Raw genomic sequence first — 21517 nt, forward strand, 5'->3', positions numbered from 1 at the left:
CTGGTGTTTTTGCGATCGCCCCTAATTATACTTTGTCGAGAGTGATAAAAGAGGGGTAATTAGTTACTATTATTCGGGAAGACATCACCGTACAGTCAAAGGTATTCAGTTAATTACTTTGTATTATACTGACGTATCTGGTAAGTCTGTACCTTAGAACTTACGCATTTATAACAAACAAGAAGGTAAGACAAAGAATGATTATTTGCGAGAAATGATTACTGAGGTTTTAGGTTGGGGGTTAGAGCCTGAGACAGTAACTACTGACGCTTGGTATTCCAGCAAAGACAACATAAAATTCTTTAAATACAGGGAATTGAGGTTTTTAACTGGGATAGCGAAAAATCGCTCATGTTCAGTCGATGGTAAAAATTTTACCCAAGTTCAAAATCTAGAAATTCCCGATACTGGTTTAATAGTACATCTAAAAAAGTTTGGACAAGTGAAAGTATTTAGGAAAAGTTTCAAAAACGACGGTGGTTGAGCTATTTTGCTGATAGCGATCGCCAAGGGGAAGAATCGCCACACGACTGATATCCGATAACTCACATTTGTATTGGAACAACACCGCAGACTTAGGTGGTGCTTCCACCCGGCTTTCTAGCCCATCTTTACCAATCATCATCGTGCGAAAAGGGACATCGGGATAAAGCGGATCTTCATAAACACCCGATGGCATCGCTTGAAGTGCGTTACAAACCTCCGTCCACATCGGCTGGATGTTGTACTCGCTTTCTGATTCGTTGATTATCCAGAGGTGGCGTTCATCCGCTTGCAAAATCCCCAAATGTCCGTCATAGAATAAAACGTTGTTCGGCGAAAAGAGATTGAAGGCGGTACTATATTCTAGATCAGTATTTGGGGGGATGTTTATTGTAGTTGCGATCACGCCATCCTCTACAGCCAAGAAAGGGAGCATCCCCGGCTTGACAGACTTCGTAATGTAAATACCTGATATAAATCCAGCTTTACTTTGCAGTACAGTTTGTAGTTCTTGCCAATAGGGAGCGATCGTTCTGCTGACATTCGCCCCCACCTCTGACACATTCACGAGTTTATGCCCATATTTTTGCTGTAAAGCCTGTGCTAACAGCCAGACCCAAACCAAGCTTTATGACCTAATGCAACGGAACTGCCAATGACTACGATTTTTAACCCTTCAGACTCTTCATCTAGGGGTATTCGGACAGCAGGGTTCTCAATATATCCGAACGGATAAGGTTGTAAATAACCGAATGCGCCATCATCCACAATAATTGTGTTGGCGTCATTGTTAGAATCAATGGGAATCCAGCGATTTGTATCTAGTAAGCTCTCCCATCGGGCATTACCGTTTGCATCGAGACGCACATACTTGTATTCAACTTTCTGGCGATCGCCTGACTCTTGAATATCAATTTCTATATATGTCCACCATAAAGGATAGCGATCGCCACTTGTACGCAGATGAACACATTTGCTAATGTCCCACAATCCCAACTCTGGAGTAGAACCCACCAGACCAATGGATTCGCCCGTTTGAGTGTATGCACTGATCTGGAATCGATACATAGAATTTATCCTGATTTAGTGAGGACAATACCAAACAGTCAGCGGAATCCTTAAATCTGTTTTGAGAATATCACATAGAATTCTTAAGAATCCGGTATTAATCTTCTTAAGTATACTGAAGCTCTATTTACATCACTAAAAGCTATAGAAGGCAAGCTTTTCAAAAATTAAATCGGATTTTTATAGAAGAATTTTATACTGATTAAATAGAATTTATTGTATTAAAAGTCTTAGCACAACTAAGAACAAATCAAAAAAAGGATAAGATTAAGTTAAATTTGTCCTTCAGTAGCATTGAAATCCTTGTAGAAATGCAAAGTTAGACTACTAGTACAACACGGCGGAAATAAACCACCCCTTCGGGTGACGCTCTCTACGAGACGCTAAAAGCGAACGCAGGCTCGCTCTAAGCGAAGCCATGCCGTTGGCGCAGCCTCTCGAAGAGAAGGCTTTACGCTACGCTAACGGCAGTTCCTCATGGAGGGAACCCCCTTGGCGCTATGGGAGAAGACCGGACTGCTTCACCATTCCAAATCAATGAAATGCTTATGCTGTATTCATTTTTAATTTTTAATTTTTAATTCCGCCTTGCGGTACTAGGCTTCACCTAACTGCGCTAACTCATCTCTACATTCTTTGTCAGCAGATGTCCAGTAAATTGTCCGTCTCAATGATTCAATATCGACGGGTTTGATTAGGTAAGTCTGCAATGAATACCCAATAGTGGAGACTATCAAGGGTAATTTTTGGCAGAATTTTACAATGAGTTCAAATAGCTTGCCGCCGTGGGCATCGCTTTTCAGGTAAATAGACTACGCGGTAGAGGCGCAAGTCCTTGCGCTTCTACTGGGATGTGTCTGAACATGAGCATCAGAAAAACATAAATAAATATTAATATCTTAATAGTTATATATGAATGAATAGTTAAATAATCTTAGGATAAATAAAAATAGCTGGGATTTGCATCGGCAGTTGTACTTGTTGGATAGAGTGATGCAAATCCTTTCTCAACCTAGAATAACAATTTTTTAGTTGGCTGTGGCAGGCATCGTGAGTCGGTGGCTGCCGAGAAACCTTGCGCTTAAACATGAAGGAAGCAACAATGAGTAGCAATCTAGCCATCAAACTTCGCTCTGGAACTCAACAAGCCCACACATCAGCGGAAAATGTGGCATTCATGAAATGTTTTTTGCAAGGAGTCGTGGATAGAGACTGCTTCGCCAAATTCTTAAGCAACTTGTATTACGTCTACAGCGAACTAGAAGCCGCATTAGAGAGCCATAGAGAGCATCCTGTGGTTAGTGCAGTTTACTTTCTGGAACTTAATCGCCAATCCTCGCTCGAAAAAGATATGGTGTTCTATTATGGGGATAATTGGAGAGAGCAAGTTACAGCCTCACCTGCTACCCAGAGCTACATTAACCGCATTCGGGAAATTTCTGCTAGTGAACCAGCCTTATTGCTAGGTCATGCCTACACTCGCTACATGGGCGATCTTTCTGGGGGTCAAATGCTACAAAAAGTTGCTCAGTCAGCCCTGAAGCTTTCTGGCTATGAAGGCACATCCTTTTACAACTTTGAGCAAATTCCTGACAAAAAGGCATTTAAGGATAAGTATCGTCAGGCATTAAATGCATTGCCCGTTGATGATATAACAGCAGAACGGATTGTTGCAGAAGCCAATAATGCCTTTGGGTTCAATTTAAAGATGACTCAAGAGTTAGAGGGAAGTTTAATTAAAGCACTCGGCCAAGTTCTCTTTAATAGCCTCACTCGTTCTCAAAATTCAGGTAGCACTGAAGTAGCTGCGGCTAATTAATTTTGTCATTTGTCATTTGTCATTGGGCATTGGGCATTGGGCATTGGGCATGGGGCATGGGAAGAGACAAGGTAGACAAGGGAAAAACTTGTTCAATAATTCCCCTTGTCTCCCTTGTCTCCCTTGTCCTCCCTGCTCCCCATTAAATACTCCCTTCATTCATTGGAAAGCAACTCAATGGTTTTTCTATTACCTGGTGTCAAGTTTGATCTGGATCTGATTCAAAAGTACGACACTCGCGCACCTAGATATACCAGTTACCCGCCCGCTACAGAGTTAAGCGAAACATTCACTGAAACTGATTTTAAGGCCGCGATCGCAGCATCAAATCAACGCAAAACTCCTCTTTCTTTGTATTTCCATATCCCTTTTTGCCAAAGTGCTTGCTACTTCTGCGGCTGTAATACAGTAATTTCCAACAACAAGAATATTGCTAAACCTTACGTGGAGTCTTTGGTTCAAGACATTAAAAACACCGCAGCTTTAATCGATTCTGATAGAAAAGTGCTGCAAATCCACTGGGGTGGTGGTACTCCTAATTACTTGGAGCCTCACCAAGTTGAATTTTTATGGAAAAACATCAATCGCTATTTCAACATCGATTCCCAAGCAGAAATCTCAATTGAGATTAATCCCCGCTATATCGATAAAGACTACATTTTTTTTCTGAGACAGATTGGATTTAACCGCATTAGTTTTGGCATTCAGGATTTTAATAGCCAAGTTCAAGTAGCTGTCAATCGTGTCCAGCCAGAAGAAATGCTTTTTGATGTCATGAGTTGGATCAAAGAAGCTAAGTTTGAAAGTGTGAATGTAGACCTAATTTATGGTTTACCCTATCAAACCCGCGAGACATTTCATGAGACGCTGAAAAAGACGATTGAATTAGATCCTGACCGAATTGTTGTCTTTAACTTTGCTTATGTACCGTGGCTCAAACCCACGCAAAAAAATATTCCCCAAGAGGCACTACCCCCAGCAGAGGAAAAGTTAGAGATTCTGAAAATGACCATTGAAGAATTGACGAATAACGAATATCTATTTATTGGGATGGATCATTTTGCCAAAACTAATGACGAATTAGCGATCGCTCAACGTGATGGCACTCTCAAACGCAATTTTCAGGGCTATACTACCCACGCCGAGACAGAATTATTTGGTTTTGGTGCTACATCCATCAGTATGTTAGAAGATGCTTATGCTCAAAACCACAAGGAGTTAAAGGATTATTATCAGACACTAGCAGCAGGTAGCTTACCTGTTAGTAAAGGTATCAAGCTCACTCAGAATGACATTATTAGACGGGATGTGATTATGGGTATTATGTCTCATTTTCAACTTCATAAGCAAGATATTGAAAACAAATATCATATCAGTTTTGATGAATATTTCTCTGAGGAACTAGAGGCGTTAAAACCACTAGAAGCCGATGGTCTAGTCAGTTTATCAAAAAATCAAATTCAGATTACCGACATTGGTAGATTACTAGTAAGAAACATTGTCGTCATATTTGATACTCACACAAGAACGCAAGAGACAAAGTTCTCTCGCGCTATTTGATATCACTTCTGCAAGCTGCAAATGTTTACCACATATTATCCCCTCAATCTACCTTAAGAATAAAAGTTGAGGGGATATTATTAAGACTATAGCAATCCGATTTTATTTTTGAACTTATTTGCGTGGTGCATGAAGCAAAGCAAAAGCATGATAGGCAGTCAGAAGACAATTGGAGTAAATTTATTAAATAAAAAATATGCAAAAAGCTTGGTTAATTATTTATATAGCTAATTCATGATCAACTATAACGAAAATTTTCAAAAAATTTAGAGATAAATATTTTTAATACATCCCCAAAAAGTTAGATATAAACTTTATGCCTTAAGGCAGAGATAAAAGATGATAGATTGATTCAGTCAGTTAATACTTGATTTTGCAGACAATAAATAAATGTTTATAATAACTTCTAGAAAAATTTCGTTTAATATGAAAATGTAAAATATGCCAATTATCATCCAATCTGGATATAAATTATTTTGTATGACTTTCGGATTTAGCATTTACCCCATCTGGTAGAAAGAATTTGGAATTAAACTTGATAACTTAGATATTAAGTGAGTGAGATTGTTGAGGCGGTTATGAGTATTATTGCTTGGATAGTTTTAGGACTTTTGGCAGGTGCGATTGCTAAAGCTATTTATCCTGGTTATCAAGGCGGCGGAATTCTCTCCACAATGATTTTGGGTATCATTGGTGCTTTCGTCGGTGGAAGTTTATTTACCTTGTTAAGAACAGGAACTCTGCAAATTACTGCGGCTGGCGCTGGTTTAACTCTTCCTGGTATTTTAGTGGCTGTGCTTGGTGCAATTGTTGCTATTTACCTATGGGGATTAATCAGAAGAAGCAGCAATGTATAACCGCTGATTGGCAGTTATCTAACCCTGAGATAACTACTGTATTTTATTCAATCTTCTAGTTCACCAGCTTAAGAAGCTATCAAACATCAAATTAGCTCTATCTGGAAAAAACTAAAAGATAAATTGATTCATTGTGTAACACCAAATTTTGGGAAGTGTAAATCTATGTTTTTCCACAAAAAAGAGCCTATTCATGCAGTTAACGTTAGTGAACCAAACCCTCGTTTTGCTCAGTTGCTACTAGAGCAGTTTGGCGGAGCTACTGGAGAACTTAGCGCAGCACTTCAATATTGGGTTCAATCATTCCATGTCGAAAATGCTGGCATTAAAGATATGCTCCAAGACATTGCCATTGAGGAATTTAGCCATTTAGAAATGGTTGGTAAACTCATTGAGGCTCATACTAAAAATGTAGATCAAACAGAGGCTTACAAGAGTACTCTTTTTGCAGTCCGAGGAATTGGTCCTCATTTTCTAGATAGCCAAGGTAATGCTTGGACTGCAAATTACTTGAATGAGGGCGGAGATGTAGTGCGTGATTTAAGAGCTAACGTTGCAGCTGAAGCTGGCGCTCGTCAAACTTACGAAGAATTGATTAAGTTGGCAACCGATAAAGGAACCCAAGAGACTTTAGTGCATCTGTTAACACGAGAAATTTCTCATACTCAGATGTTTATGAAAGCTCTAGATTCACTAGGTAAGTTGACAGATCCATTCTTTGGTAATATTAAGCCAGATGAAACTGTTGCTCTTTACTACAATCTATCTACAAACGGAGATGGTAAGGATGAGCGTGGCCCTTGGAATTCTGAGCCAACATTCAAATATATTGCTAATCCGCTCGAAAGCCACTCTTAATTGCATAGGTTGATTTTGAGCAAACAGATGATTGGGAAATTGTGAAAAAATCCCAATCATCAAGTGGGTTATTTACCCACCTTATTTAGCAATTTTTGGGCTGTTTAGCTACGTTTAGCAAGCAAACAATATTCCCGACTTTTCTAATGAAGCCGGGGATTTTTGCTGAGTATTTGGCTATTACATTCAATTGGAAATAGCTATAGCTATAAATATTCCGCAACACTGAAAAAGTTAGAGCGATCGCTGCTTCAATTACTACCCCAACATTTCTGACTTCAAAAATTAATTCAACTCAAAATCAAAACTCAAAATCAGGAGATTAACTTGTGATTGTCAACGCTACGTCAAATGGTTGGGAAGTCATTTATCATCGTGCCCATGCTTTATTAGCAGCTCAACTGGCGGGACAGTGGCGACGCAAAGATGCTCCAGCAAGGTTATATGAAACTATAACTGCAATTTCTCATCACGATGATCTAGAAAAAGAGTGGGAAGAAGATATTCTGACTGAAGCGGGTGCGCCAAAGGACTTCATGCTCTCCACAAATGCCGATTTAGATGCAGGTGTCGATAAATTGGCTAATTTGGCAAAGAATGCCCTTTACCGTGGACGATGGGTGGCTCTATTAATTTCTATGCACATCAGCCGTTTAAATGAGTCAAGCCGGGGTAAGTCTTCAAAATTAGACAAACTTTTAGACGAGCAACTTCAAAATCAGCAACGTTGGCGCAAAGAATTGGGCATAAAAAAGGAAGAAGTTGATGCAGCCTATGCATTTATGCAATGGTGCGATCGCCTTTCTCTCATTTTATGTCAGCAAGAACTACCTGACGATGAACGGTTTTTAGAAATTAGCAAGGGGCCTGAAGGTGAGCGCTATGACATCATGCAGCGCAGTGATAAGTTGGTTGTTGTCAAACCCTGGCCCTTCCAGGATAATAAATTCACAGTCAACGTTGAAGCTTGCGACCTCTCCCAGGTGAAATTTGAGAGTAGCAGCGAATTAACTAAAGCCCTACAAGAAGCCCCGATTAAGATACTGGAGTGGACATTCGTTAAGAGTTAGATGCATAAAGCTTACAGCTATTTAGCTGAAAATAGCTGTACAAAAAACTAGCTTATGCGATCGCACTCTTCAATTAAAGCCCTACTTATATTTTTCCAATGGCAATCTCAGTAACCACTATTCCAGGGGGTGATGCTGTGGATATAACCCAAGCTGCAAAGACACAAGAAGTAGCGATCGCATTTCGTGCCAAGAGCGTGAGAGCAGTTTTAATGATTTTAACTTTTATCTAAAGATATACTGTTAAGCCAGATTGTTATTACTTATGATAGTTCCTTTAAATCATTCCAATCAGTGAAAGTAAATATACTTAATAACTGAGGTTCAAAGCATGGACTCAACAGGTAAGGTTCAAACTGTGGAATCGTCCTGGTCTCTTCCACTGCTGTTGAAAGAGTATGCAATGAGCCGAGTAACTGTCTACTTTTATAGCGACAGATGGGTTCCAATTAAATATTGTTCTTTGGAAAAAGCAATTTTGCTTCACCATAAGGCAAGTTTAGAAGGCAAGGAAATTTTGTTATTTCCTGCTAATGTAGACCCTAATGAATTCTCAAACTCTTTTAACTGAAATGCATTGAGATCGACTATTTTTCAAACATCTTGGCAACAAATTAATCAGCTATAGAGGCGTACATATATATGTACGTCTCTAGTTGTAAATGGGATTAAAATTCGTGCTAACTTGAAAGCAAAAGGTGTGGCGATCGCCAGATAAGATAATCAAACCAATCCAGAACGCAGTGCCACAACTGCTGCTTGCACGCGATCGTCCACTGCTAATTTATTCATAATTCCCCGGACGTGAGTTTTGATGGTGTTGGGACTGAGATAGAGTTTTTCGGCAATTTCGGGATTACTCAACCCGTCTACCATCAGCTTTAACACTTCTAACTCGCGCCCAGATAAGTTGGCGTTGTTGGTGGTGGGTGAAGGCGGTTTGAGATTATCAATTACTCGCCGTGCAATTTGGGGATCGAGATAGGCTGCGCCATCAACTGCGGCTGCGATCGCACTTAACAATCGTTCCACACTTGCACCTTTGATACAATAGGCATCTGCACCGCTAGACAATGCCGCAATAATTTCTGTCTCCGTTTGATGAGATGTCAGCATTACTACATGAGTTGCTGGCAACGCCGCCTTAATTTGCTGTGTTGCCGCAATACCATCCAATCGCGGCAATCCAATATCCATAACCACCAAATCAGGTTTCAGTTGCAGTGCGGCTTGAACTCCCAAATAACCATCTTCAGCTTGTCCAACAATCTCCAACTGAGGATGAGCCATTAACGATTGTTCTAATCCCAGTTGCATCATCGGATCGTCTTCGACAATTAACACGCGCAATGGCGGAGCATTGACCGGTAAATTTAAGGGATAGCGAGTATCTAAAGACATTTTTATTAATTAAGAGTCATTTGTCATTTGTCATTTGTCCTTTGTCCTTTGTCATTTGTCCTTTGCTTGCCAATGACTAATAACTAATGACAAATGACCAATTATTATTCTTCCACCCGATAGCCTAACTCTGCTAAACTAATCCGCGACTGTCGCCATTTTGGCTGGACTTTCACAAACAATTCTAGATAAACTTTGCCAGCGATTAATTTTTGAATTTGTTCGCGGGCTTCACTACCAATTGCTTTGAGCATTGCTCCACCTTTGCCAATGAGTATGCCTTTTTGGGAATCACGCTCGACGTTGATGGTAGCAAGTACACGGGTAATGCTGGGAGTTTCTTCTACTAAGTCAATGGCGATCGCAACCGAATGGGGTACTTCTTCACGAGTCAACAATAAAATTTGTTCTCGGATTAATTCACCCATAATAAAGCGTTCTGGCTGGTCAGTTACCAAGTCTGGAGGATAATATAATGGCCCAATTTCTAAATGTTCAATTAATAACTCTTGAAGTTGCGGTAATCCTGTACTAGTCTTGGCAGAAAATTTCACGATTTCCCATTCATGAGACTGGGCCATCTGAGCGTAACTATCATCTAGAAACTGCGAATCAGCCGGTTGTTGGTCGGTTTTGTTCACACCCAGAATTACTGGTGTTTTGCTGCGACTGAGCAATTCAGCAATGTAGCGATCGCCGGCTCCACAAGCCACTGCTCCATCTACCACAAATAAGACTACATCAACCGATTCAATGGCAATTTTGGCATTTTGCACCAATACTTCGCCCAATTGATGATGGGGCTTATGAATTCCTGGCGTATCTACAAATATTAACTGCGCTTCTGGTGTAGTTAATACACCGCGCAAACGGTTACGTGTAGTTTGTGCTACTGGTGATGTAATGGCAATTTTTTGTCCTACTAATTGATTCATCAAAGTAGATTTACCGACATTTGGACGACCAACAATGCCGATAAAACCTGATTTAAACTCAGGAGGAGCCTGGGGAATTGTTACTTCTCCTGAAAAAGAGAAAGTGTAATTTTCAATACTAGTCACCTTTGGCTCCACCCTCATATTTTATAGCTGGGATAACTTGGTTTTTTCTTAGACACAAAATAGGCATAAAATTACCCTGGCATTTTTAGGGATTGCTTTTGCCGAGGTTTAATCTACTACCGACTCTACACTTATATTTTACAGCTGAGATAACCTTAGTTGTAGTATTCAAAAGTCAGAATTCAGTAGTCAGAATATTAAAAAAATTAAACTCCAAGTTTACCTCATTTTATCGGCAATCATACCAAACTCACATAACTTCTGACTTCTGGCTCAAGAGTTGCTGAATTTTTAGACTTAGTTTTGTTTTTAGATACAAAAGAAACATAAAATTACTTTGGCATTAACAGGTAGGACTTTTGCTTAGGTTTAATCTGCTGCTAACTTTAGCTTAAGTTTCATCAACTTTTTAACGTATACATTTGGATCAAAATGTCAATAAAAGATGTGGGAGAACCCAAACGCATAGGAATTCTTACGAGTGGAGGTGATTGTTCTGGCTTAAATGCTGTGATTAGGGCTGTAGTAAATTGTGCTGTAAATACCTACGGCTGGGAGGTTTTGGGAATCCGTCAAGCGACTCTAGGATTAATGGCACGTCCGCCACAATTCACCAAGTTGGAAGTTGACCAAGTTGACTCATTGTTAACTGCGGGTGGCACAATGTTGGGGACAACCAATAAAGGCGACCCTTTTGCCTTTCCGATGGCGGATGGAAGTTTATGCGATCGCTCTGAAGAAATTATTGCAGGTTATCATGAACTACGTTTAGACGCTTTGATTGGTGTTGGCGGTGATGGTAGCTTGGCAATTTTGCGTCGCCTCGCTCAACAAGGCGGTATTAATCTAGTAGGTATTCCCAAAACCATTGATAACGATATTGGCGTTACTGAACACGCTATTGGGTTTGATACAGCAGTAAATATTGCCACAGAAGCACTAGATCGGTTACATTTTACTGCTGCAAGTCATAGCCGAGTCATGATTTTAGAAGTAATGGGTCGTGATGCCGGACACATAGCCATAGCTGCGGGAATTGCGGGGGGAGCAAATGTAATTTTAATTCCCGAAATTCCTTATACAGTTGAGCATATTTGCCACAAAATCAAAGAACGCCAAGAAAAAGGCAAAAACTATTGTTTGATTATTGTTTCTGAAGCAGTTCGTACCCAAGATGGTGAAAATGTGACGATTACCAATCGCTTAGGTCAATCTCGATACGGTGGGATTGGCGAATATTTAGCCGATGAAATTATTCAGCACATCGGTGTAGAAACGCGAGTCACAGTTTTAGGACACATTCAACGGGGTGGAACTGCTTCACCACTAGATAGATTAGTTGCAACTGCTTTTGGTGTTGCGGCAGTTAATCTAATTGCAGAGGATAAATATGATCGCATGGTGACTTGGCAAAATCGCCAAGTATTAAGTGTACCAATTACAGAAGCGATCGCTCAATATAGCGCTGTCGATCCCAATGGTACTTTAGTTAAAACTGCTCGTGGTATGAGTATTTATTTGGGAGACTGAAATCAGTGCTGTTGGGTTAAGGCAAGAGACGCGATGAATCGCCGTCTCTACAAAAGACTAATTATTGTAGAGACGGCGATTTATCGCGTCTTTGTGATGATTTATCGCATTTTTGTGATCTGGAATTTTCATTAAAAAACCTTAACCGAACCGTTTTGAGACTAAACTGACTGGAGAATGAGAATAGGGAAAGAAATTTTCATGTTTAGTATGTGATGACAATTACATGAATATCTATGCCCAATGCCCCATGCTCTAACTCACAATTCCTAGTACAAACTCGCCTTCATTCACAGCCTGATTAGTTGCGACATCATAAACTAATCCATCATGTTGAGCGCAGACATCAATTACAGTAGGTAGTTGACCTTCTTTATTAAAACTGAGAATCTGATACAGTTTTTCTCCAGCTTTGACTGTGCTACCTAATTCGATTCTGGATTGAATCATACCACCTGCGATCGCATAATATTTTTTCCGGTTGCTGCTAGATGCAAAAGTCATTGTATGAGTTTTGGTGTCTTCTGATAAATTAGAAACTTGTATTACACCTTTCTGCGCTAAATAGTTTTTCACACCCCGTACACCTTTAGCAACTGAATCACGGTTCATTTGCATTCCTGAGCCTAATTCCAGTGTCCAAGCTTCCACATCAAACTTGATATCTCTACCCAACTCTTTAAAACAAGCTTCTAGTGCTAACCAAGGTTTGATAAAAGCTTCATCAAAAGCATCACCATCATATTTATTAAGCAATATTCCAAAATCTAGTAGGAAGTATTTTGCACTGTCTTCTCGATTTTGGAAGTAATAAACGTAGTCTAATGCTTGATTTGTAGAACTATGTAAATCAATTAAGTAATCTGCATCTAGACTCAAAGTTTGTAGTTTGTAAGCAAAAAGCTCAGTGTATGGCACTGCACTAGGAGAATTAATTTTTTCTAAAATTTTCGCAAATTGTTGCTTAATTATAGTTAGATAATTTTGTCGAATGACCTTTAGATCGCTATGAAGTTGAGATTTAGTAAAAGCTACTAAATCATCAGCTTCTTTCTCGTAGTCCCAAAATATGCGATTCCAGTCTTTGGCCTCGTAAATGCAGTAACGTCCAGGGGAAAAATGATGAGCGCGTTCATTTGTCCCCATTGGGTTACAAACGGGAACTAGCCAAATTTCTCCAGTTAAATCTGTATCATTTATTGTTAGCAAAAACTCAATTAACTGGTGAATAACGGCATTGCCAGCAATTTCTGCACCGTGCAGATTAGATTGAATGTAAACCTTTTTACCAGGTTTAGCGCCGATGAATTTGTATAGTTGTAAAGATAGGCGATCGCCCGAAGCCATTTTACGTAAAGCAATAGTTTCAATAACTGGCTGCATGAAATAACTCAGTGATGATTTGAGTAAATTATCGCTGTATCTGTAGTGAATTAAAATAGGACTTACGCAAATTATCTCTCAAACTCTGATTTCTCCGTGCCCTCTGTGCCTCTGTGGTAGCCTGCGGCAAGCCGTTCGCGTAGCGTCTCGTAGAGAAGCGTCTACGTTATTCCGTAACTTTTGGCGCGAGACGACGGGTGAAGAGTGCGCGGGAGAGGTGCGCGAGGCAATTTGGACAGTGCGAGACAGGCTAGAAACAGAGTCGTAAGTTCAGTGCAAGATTTATTGCCAACATCAAACAATTCATAAGTTTTATTTAAGTATTGTTTGCGATCGCATAAGTGTTTGCCACAAAAACGATTCTTTTTATAACCAAAGCGATCATTTTCATCACCAAAGCGATCGTTTTGGTCACGACAAGGTAGTTATTCAGAAGTGCGATGTCTACGATAGTCACTGAGCCAATACGGTTCGGTTAAAGGGAAAAGGGAAAAAGGTGAATTCAAACCTTTACCCCTTAGCCTTTCTCCTTTTCCCAAACCACAACGGATATGAAAAGTGCTTACCCGAACCGTATTGACAACCATCCCACAAGAAAATTTGGGATGTTTTTTTATTTGGAAGTCCCTAAAGAGCTTTTTCAGGAACTTTACCCCTTGTCAGCTAATCTTTGTGCCAGTCCCCCATACTCAATATTGCGATCTAAGATTGTTGGGTATTCTATAAATTGCGATCGCCACTATACGGATGATTGAAGTTGAACATCTGAGTAAAATATACGGCTCTACCCCAGCGATTACTGATGTCACCTTTAGCGTCGAGCCTGGGGAAATTTTAGGGTTGTTGGGTCCCAATGGCGCTGGAAAAACCACAACCATGCGGATTCTGGCTGGTTATTTACCGGCAACCAATGGAAATGCCCGGATTGCTGGTTATGATGTCCATGAAAATTCCCTGGCTGTGCGCCAACGCATTGGTTATTTACCCGAAACACCGCCATTATATCCAGACATGACGGTGGAGGGATTTTTGCATTTTGTCGCCCGAATTAAGGGAGTTCCAGCAGGCGATCGCCCCAATAAGGTGACAGCCGCCATCGAACGCTGCAACTTAGAAGATAAACGGCGGGTAATTATTCGCAAACTCTCTAAAGGATACCGCCAAAGGGTAGGAATTGCTCAAGCGATCGTCCACGATCCACCAGCGATTATTCTCGATGAACCCACTGTCGGACTCGATCCCCGACAAATAATTGAGGTGCGGAATTTAATTAAAAGCCTCGCTGGTACTCACACAATTATTCTTTCCACACATATTCTGCCAGAAGTAAGCATGACTTGTAGCCGCGTCGCTATAATTAATCGCGGTAAAGTTGTGGCAACTAATACACCAGAAAACCTGATGACTCAATTGACAGGTGGTTCTGGGTATGAGTTGGAAATAGAAGGAGAAGCTGCCTTAGCAAAACAGGTATTGCAAAAAGTCGCGGGTGTGAGCCTGATAGAATCAATTCCCACAGCCGGAGGTCATCAACCCCAGGAAAACCGCGCTTATTTGCGGGTAATATCGCAACCAGGAAAAGAGCCAGGAAAGGATATTGCCACAACATTAGTGCGTGCGGGATTCGGTTTACACGAACTGCGGCGGGTTAACGCCACCTTAGAAGACGTATTCTTGCAACTAACCACAGAAGAAAAGAATTTCGATCCTGATGTAGACTTAGCAGCAGACAACGAAGGAGAAGCAGCGTAAATGGGTATAGTGCTGAGTAATATTATTGCCATTTATCGCCGAGAGTTACAGAGTTATTTTGTATCGCCCTTAGCTTATGCGATCGCAGGCATATTTTGGTTCATCGCCGGGTTATTCTTCGTGATGATTTTGCTAGGGCCAGACGGCATTTTGGTAGGAGTTGCGGCAATAGATGCACAAGGGCAACAGCTGGGAGTACCAGTCCCACCAATAGATGTCCCCTACGAATTTGTCCGAGCATTTTTGGATCGTATGGGATGGCTATTGTTGTTTATCCTGCCCATACTCTCAATGGGACTCTATGCCGAAGAACGGAAGCGGGGCACTTTAGAACTGTTAGCCACCTCACCAATCACCAATTGGGCGGTAGCTGTAGGTAAATTATTAGGCGTGATAACATTTTTTATCACAATGGTTGTACCCATGCTAGTGTTAGAAGCGATCGCCATCAGCGGTTCAAATCCACCAATGACACCTTCAATTCCCTTGCTGGGTCATTTTGGATTAATCTTACTAGCAGCGGCAATTTTATCTGTAGGGATGTTTATTTCTTCATTAACAGACAGCACAATTTTGTCTGCCGTTCTTACCTTTGCAGTAATCTTATTATTGTTATTGATTGATTTAATCGCCAAAATTGTTCCTGGTCCTGTGGGCGAAGCTTTAGGTTATCTATCGTTGCTGAAACATTACAACACTTTAATCCAAGGCATTTTTGATACTAGCGCTTTAATTTTATTTGCCAGTTACATTTTTTTGGGCATCTTTCTCACATCTCAATCAATTGATGCACTGCGTTTTCAAAGGCAATAGTCATTCATTGGTCATTTGTCCTTAGTCATTTGTTATGAGTCATCCGGGACATTGCCAATTGAGTTTAGGTAGGAGTTTAATTTTGGTGCTAGTTCGTTAATGATTGTTTTGATTGCATTTTTCTGTTCGGTAGTTAAAAGGTTACGAGTGTAAGCCCGTTTTAACCAATGTTGAGTTTCATTCCAAGAGCCTCTCGCTATTTTTATAAAACGTCTATTTTCTTGAAAACTACCTCTTCCTACACCTTCTGCTATATTGGCACCGATACTATCTGCCGAACGTACAATCTGTTTACCTATCGTATCTTTCGCAAAAAAATTCCATCCCTCAATAATTTTCCAAATGTCATCTGCCAACTTTTCTGATAATTGATAAACCTGTAATTCTTGGCAACGCTTTGTCGCCATTTATTCAGTTGCATTGCTTATCTTCTTTTTAATTACTCAATTTTCGTCCATATATTTTTACTTGTCACTATTTTTAGACTAACGCTCAATGACAAATGACCAATGACCAACGACAAATGACAAATGACAAATTATGAAAATAGTTGCAAAAAAGAAACTGTGGAAATATCTGTTTTGGTTGGGCCCATTCCTAATTGCTGTCGGCTTAACAGTTGGATTAGTCTCTGAACAATGGGGATTAATTCCATTAGCATTTATAATTACAGGAATTGTCATCAGTGGATTGGGGATAATATGGCAAAGCTACCAGAGTAACTGGTGGAACCGTCGTTCTACCCAAGCTGGGACTAATGCCTTAGTGGCGACTCTGGCAGTATTGGCAATTTTGGGATTGATTAACTTTTTGGGAACTCGCTATCACTTGCGGGCAGACTTAACAGAAGCTCAATTGTTTACCCTTGCTCCCCAGTCACGCGAATTAGTAAGAGTTTTACCACAGCCAGTTAAAGTGTGGGTATTTGATATTAACCAAAATCCCCAAGACCGAGAACTACTAGAAAATTATCAAAGGCAAAGCTCAAAATTTAAATATGAGTATATTGACCCCCAAGCTAGACCAGGACTTGCAGAAAAGTTTGGTGTCAAAGATTATGGAGAAGTTTATTTAGAATCTGGTGATAAACGGCAATTAGTACAGACGGTAAATGAAAATGAGCGATTATCAGAAATTAGATTAACTAGTCGCCTGCAACAACTAACAAATTCAACCACAGCTAAAGTTTACTTATTACAAGGTCATGGCGAACGCCAACTTTCGGCTGGTAAAGGTGCAATATCACAAGCAGTTCAAGTATTAGGCGATAAAAACTTTACAACATCACCGTTGAATTTAGGAGAAACTTCCAAAGTTCCTCAAGATGCGGCTGTAGTGATAGTAGCTGGCCCCAAACGAGGACTGTTTGAGGGTGAAGTCAAAGCCTTGCAAGAATATCTTAATCGCGGCGGTAATTTACTGCTGATGATCGATCCTAATACCGATCCCAAACTTAACAGCTTGCTACAAGAGTGGGGTGTTCGTCTAGATAATCGTTTAGCTGTCGATGTCTCTGGCGAAAGCGTCGTCGGACTTGGCCCTGCTGCGCCCTTAGTCACAGAATACGGTCAACATCCAATTACCAAAGATTTCGGTAACGGTAATTCCTTTTATCCTATTGCCCGACCACTAGAAATTACCTCTGTGCCTGGTGTTCAGGCTACTCCACTACTACGAACCAAACCCTACCCCAACAGTTGGGCAGAAAGCGACCTCCAAAGCGAAAAATTGGAGTTTAATGCAGATAAAGACCTGAAAGGGCCCCTAAACTTGGGTGTTGCCTTAACAAGAAAACAAACACCCAAATCTACTTCCACTCCCCAACCTTCACCTCTACCATCACCAACCACTCAAAGCAAAGCTTCCCCCACTCCCCCTGCCTCCCCTGCTCCCTCTGCTCTCTCATCTCAAACAGCCACCGAGTCTCGGTTAGTAGTTTTAGGAAATTCCGATTTCGCCACCGATGGTTTGTTTCAACAGCAATTAAATGGAGATGTATTCCTCAACTCAGTTACTTGGCTGAGTCAAGAGGATCAGCAACCCCTTTCCATTCGTCCCAAAGAACCGAAAAATCGCCGGATAACCCTGACAAACACACAAGCTAATCTTTTAATATTGTCATCTCTGTTGGTTTTACCCTTAATTGGATTTGCGAGCGCAGTTATTATTTGGTGGAAACGACGGTAATAAGTGAGTTAGGAGTTAGGAGTGACAAGTAGAGACTGGAGAAGAGTTTTTTCTATGCCCAATGACGAATGACAAATGACAAATGATTAAAAAATGAAATTGCCACGAACGACTTTAATTTTGATACTGCTAGCGCTGGGTTTAGGTGGTTTTGTTTACTTCTATGAAATTCGGGGTGCAATTCAGCGAGAAGAAATGAAGGAGCAAAAGCAGAAAATTTTCTCTTTTGCAGAAGATGATGTGCAGGCTTTAATAGTCAAGATAAAAAAACTTACCTTGACTCTGGAACGTAACCCTGAATTTTCTAGCAACCCCAAGTGGTTAATCAAATCTCCGATATCGGGCCCAGCAAATGACGCTATTGTTTCTTATTTAATGGATTTGTTAGTCAAAGGTAATAGCGAACGTACTTTATCAACTCCAGCAAAAGAGCTTAAAGAATTCGCCCTAGATCAACCCCAAGCAACTATTAATATCACTCTGAAAAACCGACAAAGCCATCAGTTGCTTTTGGGTAAATCTAACTTTAACGGACGTTTCTTGTATGCTCAAGCTGACCCTGCTGCTAAACCTGATGGTAATATAAATGTGCTGTTGGTATCTACAGATTTTGCAAATGCCGTAAATCGGGAACTATCAGAGTGGAAACAACCTGTAGATAATAGTCAGAAGCTACCTGGACTCAGCACCCCTTTACCAACTCCGACAAATAGTAAATAAGCAATTACGGTTTCTGTGGTATGTTTCGGTAACGCACAATGGATTAGCACATCTGTGCTACTCTACTTCAAATCTCACTAGTTTTTCTAAGTTACTATGACAAATCCGACAGCAACATTGCTGATTTCCTGCCCCGATCGAAGGGGACTGGTGGCTAAGTTTGCCAATTTCATCTATTCTAATGGTGGTAATATTATCCATGCAGATCAGCACACAGATTTTGCTGCTGAGTTATTCCTCACGCGCATTGAATGGCAGTTAGATGGGTTCAATTTACCGCGAGAATTTATTGCCCCTGCATTTAATGCGATCGCACAACCTTTAGGCGCTAAGTGGGAATTACGTTTTTCTGATACAGTACCACGCATTGCTATTTGGGTAAGTCGGCAAGACCATTGTCTATTTGATTTAATTTGGCGACAACACGCTAAAGAATTTGTTGCTGAAATTCCTTTAATTATTAGTAATCATTCTAATTTAAAGGTAGTAGCAGAACAATTTAATATTGACTTTCACCACATTCCCATCAATAAAGATAATAAATCAGAACGAGAAGCCCAACAACTAGAATTACTCCGTCAGTACAAGATTGATTTAGTTGTATTGGCAAAATATATGCAGATTGTTAGTGCAGATTTTATTAATCAATTTCCACAAATTATTAATATACACCACTCATTTTTACCAGCATTTATCGGAGCAAATCCTTATCACCGAGCTTTTGAACGTGGTGTGAAAATTATTGGTGCAACGGCGCATTATGCCACTGCTGATTTAGATGCAGGCCCAATTATTGAACAAGATGTGGTGCGAGTGAGTCACCGTGATGAGGTTGATGATTTGGTGAGAAAAGGCAAAGATTTGGAGAGAGTTGTATTAGCAAGAGCGGTGCGATCGCACTTACAAAATCGTGTATTAGTCTATGGAAATAGAACAGTAGTATTCGAGTGATTGCTCTTATACCCAAAGGAATACAAGAGAACAGCGAGTCATTTTAGCCATAAAAGCTGTTCAACAACAAGACACATTAGTTGCAATTATTACTTAACCTGAGTTCGGGTTAAGCCAGAAGCTAAAAAGCTTATTCTGTCAGGATTGAATAAAACTGGAATTGATCAAAGCAGGGATAAAAGTGGAATCATTTTGTCAATAAGGTTCACAAATGAAACTAATCTCAGCAATATGTCTTATTGACAATAGATGAAAACAGAGCTTTAGACCGAACAACGATAATTCAAGGCTTTTGAGGATTTCTTATCCCGAACTCAGGTTACTTATCTTTTAGCATTTGCCCGATTTCAGCAACTCATTACCCCCATGAACGGTTACAAGGAGAGTAAACGCATCGTGGAATTTACTCAATAAGCTCACCAAGTTCTTCAATCTCAGCTTCACCCTTAATACGTCTACCACTTTCATTTCGTCCAATAAAATACCACTTGGTTTTTGTGTTAATTAATTTGGCACTACCACTCCAATTTTGAAAATCAGTGTACTGACAATTAGGTAATATCATTCCTCTAGGGCAGGAATACCATTCAATAAAATCATTACGAGTAAAGGGTTTAGCTGTGAAGTTTGTGAAGTACCATTGCCCTCCAACCCAACTAAAAGCACCAAATTCTTCAATAACAACTGCTCCAACTAATGACTCAATTGTAGTGGCATATACCCAAGTGTATTGATAACCACTTAATTCGCCTGTGTGTGCTTGTACAGGATTCGGTGTATGAGTTGCTTTCAATTCTGTCGGAAGAGACGAGAGTGCTTTTAGCTTATATGCACTTCTCCATACTCTGAGCAAAAATTGCAGCTTTCGTCTTATTTCTGTTATCACATCAATACCGTTGTCAAAATAAGAGCATGAAGAAGTAGGGCGTTTCGTAGTAGAGTTATTGTCTTGCTGTAATTGCAGAAGCGATCGCACTTTACGAAAACCTCCTAGAACAGCAGGAAAAAGCTCACAACGAAACTCTGGAACAACGCGAGGCTGAAAAAATGTGGATTTACCAAAAGCGCGAAGAACTTGAGCAGGTACAGAATGGGCTAGAAATCATTCTCAGTAAATGCACTATTGTTTAATCGCCTTCCTTACAGGCTTCAGTTCTTAATAAGGGCTGCGATCGCGGAAATTTGCCCACCTAAATGGCGGGCTACAAAGTACTTTACTTGATTGGATCGTGTCCCCAATTCTTCAAAGAATAGCACCAGCGCGTGTGTTTCAAATCACCCGATGGCTTCTGTGCCATGTGACGATGGACGTAACTAATAACTTTCTTCATGTGCGAAAGATCGTCGTTGGTATAATCATCCTTTCTCTGCAATAGCTGGATGATACGCCGTCCAGATTTATGACCGATTGACTCATCGTCGCCATCCTTTTGCCCAACAGTTTGTGACTCATCCGTATCTAGCCAAGACTCTAGTTCTTTAGGTGTCATATTGACAACTTGATGAAACTCGTCAATCACCGCTTTAACATCTTTACTCATGACTAAGCATTACTCCTCTACTTTCTTCAGAGCATCAGGCTTGTGAGCAGCTTGTTTTCCTGTCTTATCACTTTCAACTAAATATTCGGGGTTATCTTCACTTGCAGCAATATGGTGTTCTTTAATATCTGTAGGTGAAGTGAGCTTCTTTACTACTTTGCCAGTTGTCTTACCTTGTGAAGTGTTCCATTCAACCCGATCGCCTTTTTTGAATTGTTCAGCCACATTCATCCCCTATTTGATGTTTTATACCTACTAAAGTCACATTATGTCTGCGACTGGAAAAGCAGCCATCATTCTAGTGATAGAGAAAACATCCGTTATTAAGTCAGTAATTTAATTAGGTGTGAGATGAAAAAATTAGGCGATCGCTATAACTAGTTTGATACATAAGCTGTGCTGCATCTACGCCCGTCGTAGACATTGCCTCATAATAAAGAAAGATTAAGCAGATACTCAGAAA

At 40.3% G+C, this 21517-nt stretch carries 23 protein-coding genes and 1 pseudogene; 14 read left to right on the forward strand and 10 right to left on the reverse strand.

All coding sequences use genetic code 11. The features are described 5' to 3' along the window. Nucleotides 1-31: 31 nt before the first annotated feature. Nucleotides 32-475, forward strand: a pseudogene (locus HWQ43_RS11175) (IS701 family transposase); the annotation flags it as partial. Here HWQ43_RS11175 and HWQ43_RS11180 read toward each other — a convergent pair. Together HWQ43_RS11180 and HWQ43_RS11185 are read right to left on the reverse strand one after the other, a co-directional pair. After that, nucleotides 425-1108 (reverse strand): hypothetical protein, encoded by a 684-nt coding sequence (locus tag HWQ43_RS11180; RefSeq protein ID WP_292733027.1) that lies wholly within the window; start codon nucleotides 1106-1108, stop codon nucleotides 425-427. The pseudogene HWQ43_RS11175 and the gene HWQ43_RS11180 sit on opposite strands and share 51 nt — an antisense overlap. Beyond that, the gene (locus HWQ43_RS11185) at nucleotides 1087-1551 is read right to left on the reverse strand and encodes a CBM20 domain-containing protein (RefSeq protein ID WP_292733029.1); all 465 of its coding nucleotides are present in this window, start codon (nucleotides 1549-1551) and stop codon (nucleotides 1087-1089) included. The genes HWQ43_RS11180 and HWQ43_RS11185 overlap by 22 nt, the downstream gene beginning before the upstream one ends. A 1102-nt stretch (nucleotides 1552-2653) precedes the next feature. Between HWQ43_RS11185 and HWQ43_RS11190 the strand changes: the two genes are divergently transcribed. The 7 genes from HWQ43_RS11190 (at nucleotide 2654) to HWQ43_RS11220 (ending at nucleotide 8286) form a co-directional block, all read left to right on the forward strand. Then, entirely contained in the window at nucleotides 2654-3370 is a 717-nt protein-coding gene (locus HWQ43_RS11190; protein WP_292733031.1) for a heme oxygenase (biliverdin-producing), read from the forward strand. Nucleotides 3371-3547: 177 nt separating this feature from the next. Beyond that, nucleotides 3548-4930, forward strand: coding sequence for an oxygen-independent coproporphyrinogen III oxidase (gene hemN / locus HWQ43_RS11195; protein WP_292733033.1), 1383 nt, complete (start codon nucleotides 3548-3550; stop codon nucleotides 4928-4930). A 578-nt stretch (nucleotides 4931-5508) separates the two neighbouring features. Continuing rightward, a complete protein-coding gene (locus HWQ43_RS11200; protein WP_094349864.1) occupies nucleotides 5509-5787 on the forward strand; it encodes a GlsB/YeaQ/YmgE family stress response membrane protein in 279 nt (92 codons plus the stop codon). Between the two features lie 165 nt (nucleotides 5788-5952). After that, complete coding sequence (locus HWQ43_RS11205) at nucleotides 5953-6645, forward strand: manganese catalase family protein (RefSeq protein WP_094349865.1); 693 nt, start codon at nucleotides 5953-5955, stop codon at nucleotides 6643-6645. Between the two features lie 329 nt (nucleotides 6646-6974). Then, nucleotides 6975-7715, forward strand: coding sequence for a DUF3891 family protein (locus tag HWQ43_RS11210; RefSeq protein ID WP_292733035.1), 741 nt, complete (start codon nucleotides 6975-6977; stop codon nucleotides 7713-7715). A gap of 98 nt (nucleotides 7716-7813) precedes the next feature. After that, on the forward strand, nucleotides 7814-7948 hold the full coding sequence (locus HWQ43_RS11215) for a hypothetical protein (RefSeq protein WP_292733037.1): 135 nt from the start codon (nucleotides 7814-7816) through the stop codon (nucleotides 7946-7948). A 98-nt stretch (nucleotides 7949-8046) separates the two neighbouring features. Next, a complete protein-coding gene (locus tag HWQ43_RS11220; RefSeq protein ID WP_292733039.1) occupies nucleotides 8047-8286 on the forward strand; it encodes a hypothetical protein in 240 nt (79 codons plus the stop codon). 152 nt (nucleotides 8287-8438) lie between these two features. Here HWQ43_RS11220 and HWQ43_RS11225 read toward each other — a convergent pair whose 3' ends face one another. Both HWQ43_RS11225 and era read right to left on the reverse strand, forming a co-directional pair. Then, entirely contained in the window at nucleotides 8439-9116 is a 678-nt protein-coding gene (locus HWQ43_RS11225) for a response regulator transcription factor (protein ID WP_292733041.1), read from the reverse strand. A 104-nt stretch (nucleotides 9117-9220) separates the two neighbouring features. Then, complete coding sequence (gene era / locus HWQ43_RS11230) at nucleotides 9221-10195, reverse strand: GTPase Era (RefSeq protein WP_292733043.1); 975 nt, start codon at nucleotides 10193-10195, stop codon at nucleotides 9221-9223. A 429-nt stretch (nucleotides 10196-10624) separates the two neighbouring features. Here era and HWQ43_RS11235 point away from each other — a divergent pair, with 429 nt between their 5' ends. Continuing rightward, the gene (locus HWQ43_RS11235; RefSeq protein ID WP_292733621.1) at nucleotides 10625-11707 is read left to right on the forward strand and encodes an ATP-dependent 6-phosphofructokinase; all 1083 of its coding nucleotides are present in this window, start codon (nucleotides 10625-10627) and stop codon (nucleotides 11705-11707) included. Nucleotides 11708-11962: 255 nt separating this feature from the next. Here HWQ43_RS11235 and HWQ43_RS11240 read toward each other — a convergent pair whose 3' ends face one another. Next, entirely contained in the window at nucleotides 11963-13090 is a 1128-nt protein-coding gene (locus tag HWQ43_RS11240; protein ID WP_292733045.1) for a succinylglutamate desuccinylase/aspartoacylase family protein, read from the reverse strand. Nucleotides 13091-13406: 316 nt separating this feature from the next. Further along, the gene (locus HWQ43_RS11245) at nucleotides 13407-13547 is read right to left on the reverse strand and encodes a hypothetical protein (RefSeq protein ID WP_292733047.1); all 141 of its coding nucleotides are present in this window, start codon (nucleotides 13545-13547) and stop codon (nucleotides 13407-13409) included. 290 nt (nucleotides 13548-13837) lie between these two features. Here HWQ43_RS11245 and HWQ43_RS11250 point away from each other — a divergent pair, with 290 nt between their 5' ends. Both HWQ43_RS11250 and HWQ43_RS11255 read left to right on the forward strand, forming a co-directional pair. After that, nucleotides 13838-14842 carry an ABC transporter ATP-binding protein gene (locus HWQ43_RS11250; RefSeq protein WP_292733049.1) on the forward strand — a complete coding sequence of 335 codons (1005 nt, stop codon included), beginning with the start codon at nucleotides 13838-13840 and terminating at the stop codon, nucleotides 14840-14842. Next, a complete protein-coding gene (locus tag HWQ43_RS11255; RefSeq protein ID WP_292733051.1) occupies nucleotides 14843-15655 on the forward strand; it encodes an ABC transporter permease in 813 nt (270 codons plus the stop codon). 32 nt (nucleotides 15656-15687) lie between these two features. Here HWQ43_RS11255 and HWQ43_RS11260 read toward each other — a convergent pair whose 3' ends face one another. After that, entirely contained in the window at nucleotides 15688-16062 is a 375-nt protein-coding gene (locus HWQ43_RS11260; protein WP_292733053.1) for a four helix bundle protein, read from the reverse strand. 133 nt (nucleotides 16063-16195) lie between these two features. On the opposite strand from HWQ43_RS11260, the gene HWQ43_RS11265 reads away from it, so the two are divergent. The 3 genes from HWQ43_RS11265 (at nucleotide 16196) to purU (ending at nucleotide 19513) form a co-directional block, all read left to right on the forward strand. Beyond that, a complete protein-coding gene (locus tag HWQ43_RS11265; RefSeq protein ID WP_292733055.1) occupies nucleotides 16196-17842 on the forward strand; it encodes a Gldg family protein in 1647 nt (548 codons plus the stop codon). Nucleotides 17843-17935: 93 nt separating this feature from the next. After that, complete coding sequence (locus HWQ43_RS11270) at nucleotides 17936-18562, forward strand: DUF4340 domain-containing protein (protein ID WP_292733057.1); 627 nt, start codon at nucleotides 17936-17938, stop codon at nucleotides 18560-18562. Nucleotides 18563-18658: 96 nt separating this feature from the next. After that, nucleotides 18659-19513 (forward strand): formyltetrahydrofolate deformylase, encoded by an 855-nt coding sequence (gene purU / locus HWQ43_RS11275; RefSeq protein ID WP_292733059.1) that lies wholly within the window; start codon nucleotides 18659-18661, stop codon nucleotides 19511-19513. Nucleotides 19514-19916: 403 nt separating this feature from the next. Here the strand turns inward: purU and HWQ43_RS11280 are convergent, their stop codons facing one another. From HWQ43_RS11280 to HWQ43_RS11290, 3 genes are all read right to left on the reverse strand, one after another. Continuing rightward, nucleotides 19917-20489: a hypothetical protein gene (locus HWQ43_RS11280; protein WP_292733061.1), complete on the reverse strand. Its 573-nt coding sequence runs from the start codon at nucleotides 20487-20489 to the stop codon at nucleotides 19917-19919. Between the two features lie 238 nt (nucleotides 20490-20727). Further along, entirely contained in the window at nucleotides 20728-21054 is a 327-nt protein-coding gene (locus HWQ43_RS11285; RefSeq protein ID WP_292733063.1) for a DUF3140 domain-containing protein, read from the reverse strand. Nucleotides 21055-21063: 9 nt separating this feature from the next. Continuing rightward, nucleotides 21064-21279 (reverse strand): DUF2945 domain-containing protein, encoded by a 216-nt coding sequence (locus HWQ43_RS11290; RefSeq protein ID WP_094348753.1) that lies wholly within the window; start codon nucleotides 21277-21279, stop codon nucleotides 21064-21066. Nucleotides 21280-21517: the final 238 nt, after the last annotated feature.

Source organism: Nostoc sp. JL31 (assembly GCF_017114965.1).
In the GTDB taxonomy this organism is placed as follows: Bacteria; Cyanobacteriota; Cyanobacteriia; order Cyanobacteriales; family Nostocaceae; genus Nostoc; species Nostoc punctiforme_A.

Bases quoted from the DNA above. Each gene is read 5' to 3' on its own strand.
- HWQ43_RS11185 (WP_292733029.1), bottom strand. From the start codon at position 1,551: ATGTATCGATTCCAGATCAGTGCATACACTCAAACGGGCGAATCCATT.
- HWQ43_RS11190 (WP_292733031.1), top strand. From the start codon at position 2,654: ATGAGTAGCAATCTAGCCATCAAACTTCGCTCTGGAACTCAACAAGCC.
- hemN (WP_292733033.1), top strand. From the start codon at position 3,548: ATGGTTTTTCTATTACCTGGTGTCAAGTTTGATCTGGATCTGATTCAA.
- HWQ43_RS11200 (WP_094349864.1), top strand. From the start codon at position 5,509: ATGAGTATTATTGCTTGGATAGTTTTAGGACTTTTGGCAGGTGCGATT.
- HWQ43_RS11205 (WP_094349865.1), top strand. From the start codon at position 5,953: ATGTTTTTCCACAAAAAAGAGCCTATTCATGCAGTTAACGTTAGTGAA.
- HWQ43_RS11215 (WP_292733037.1), top strand. From the start codon at position 7,814: ATGGCAATCTCAGTAACCACTATTCCAGGGGGTGATGCTGTGGATATA.
- HWQ43_RS11220 (WP_292733039.1), top strand. From the start codon at position 8,047: ATGGACTCAACAGGTAAGGTTCAAACTGTGGAATCGTCCTGGTCTCTT.
- HWQ43_RS11225 (WP_292733041.1), bottom strand. From the start codon at position 9,116: ATGTCTTTAGATACTCGCTATCCCTTAAATTTACCGGTCAATGCTCCG.
- era (WP_292733043.1), bottom strand. From the start codon at position 10,195: ATGAGGGTGGAGCCAAAGGTGACTAGTATTGAAAATTACACTTTCTCT.
- HWQ43_RS11240 (WP_292733045.1), bottom strand. From the start codon at position 13,090: ATGCAGCCAGTTATTGAAACTATTGCTTTACGTAAAATGGCTTCGGGC.
- HWQ43_RS11250 (WP_292733049.1), top strand. From the start codon at position 13,838: ATGATTGAAGTTGAACATCTGAGTAAAATATACGGCTCTACCCCAGCG.
- HWQ43_RS11255 (WP_292733051.1), top strand. From the start codon at position 14,843: ATGGGTATAGTGCTGAGTAATATTATTGCCATTTATCGCCGAGAGTTA.
- HWQ43_RS11260 (WP_292733053.1), bottom strand. From the start codon at position 16,062: ATGGCGACAAAGCGTTGCCAAGAATTACAGGTTTATCAATTATCAGAA.
- HWQ43_RS11265 (WP_292733055.1), top strand. From the start codon at position 16,196: ATGAAAATAGTTGCAAAAAAGAAACTGTGGAAATATCTGTTTTGGTTG.
- HWQ43_RS11270 (WP_292733057.1), top strand. From the start codon at position 17,936: ATGAAATTGCCACGAACGACTTTAATTTTGATACTGCTAGCGCTGGGT.
- purU (WP_292733059.1), top strand. From the start codon at position 18,659: ATGACAAATCCGACAGCAACATTGCTGATTTCCTGCCCCGATCGAAGG.
- HWQ43_RS11285 (WP_292733063.1), bottom strand. From the start codon at position 21,054: ATGAGTAAAGATGTTAAAGCGGTGATTGACGAGTTTCATCAAGTTGTC.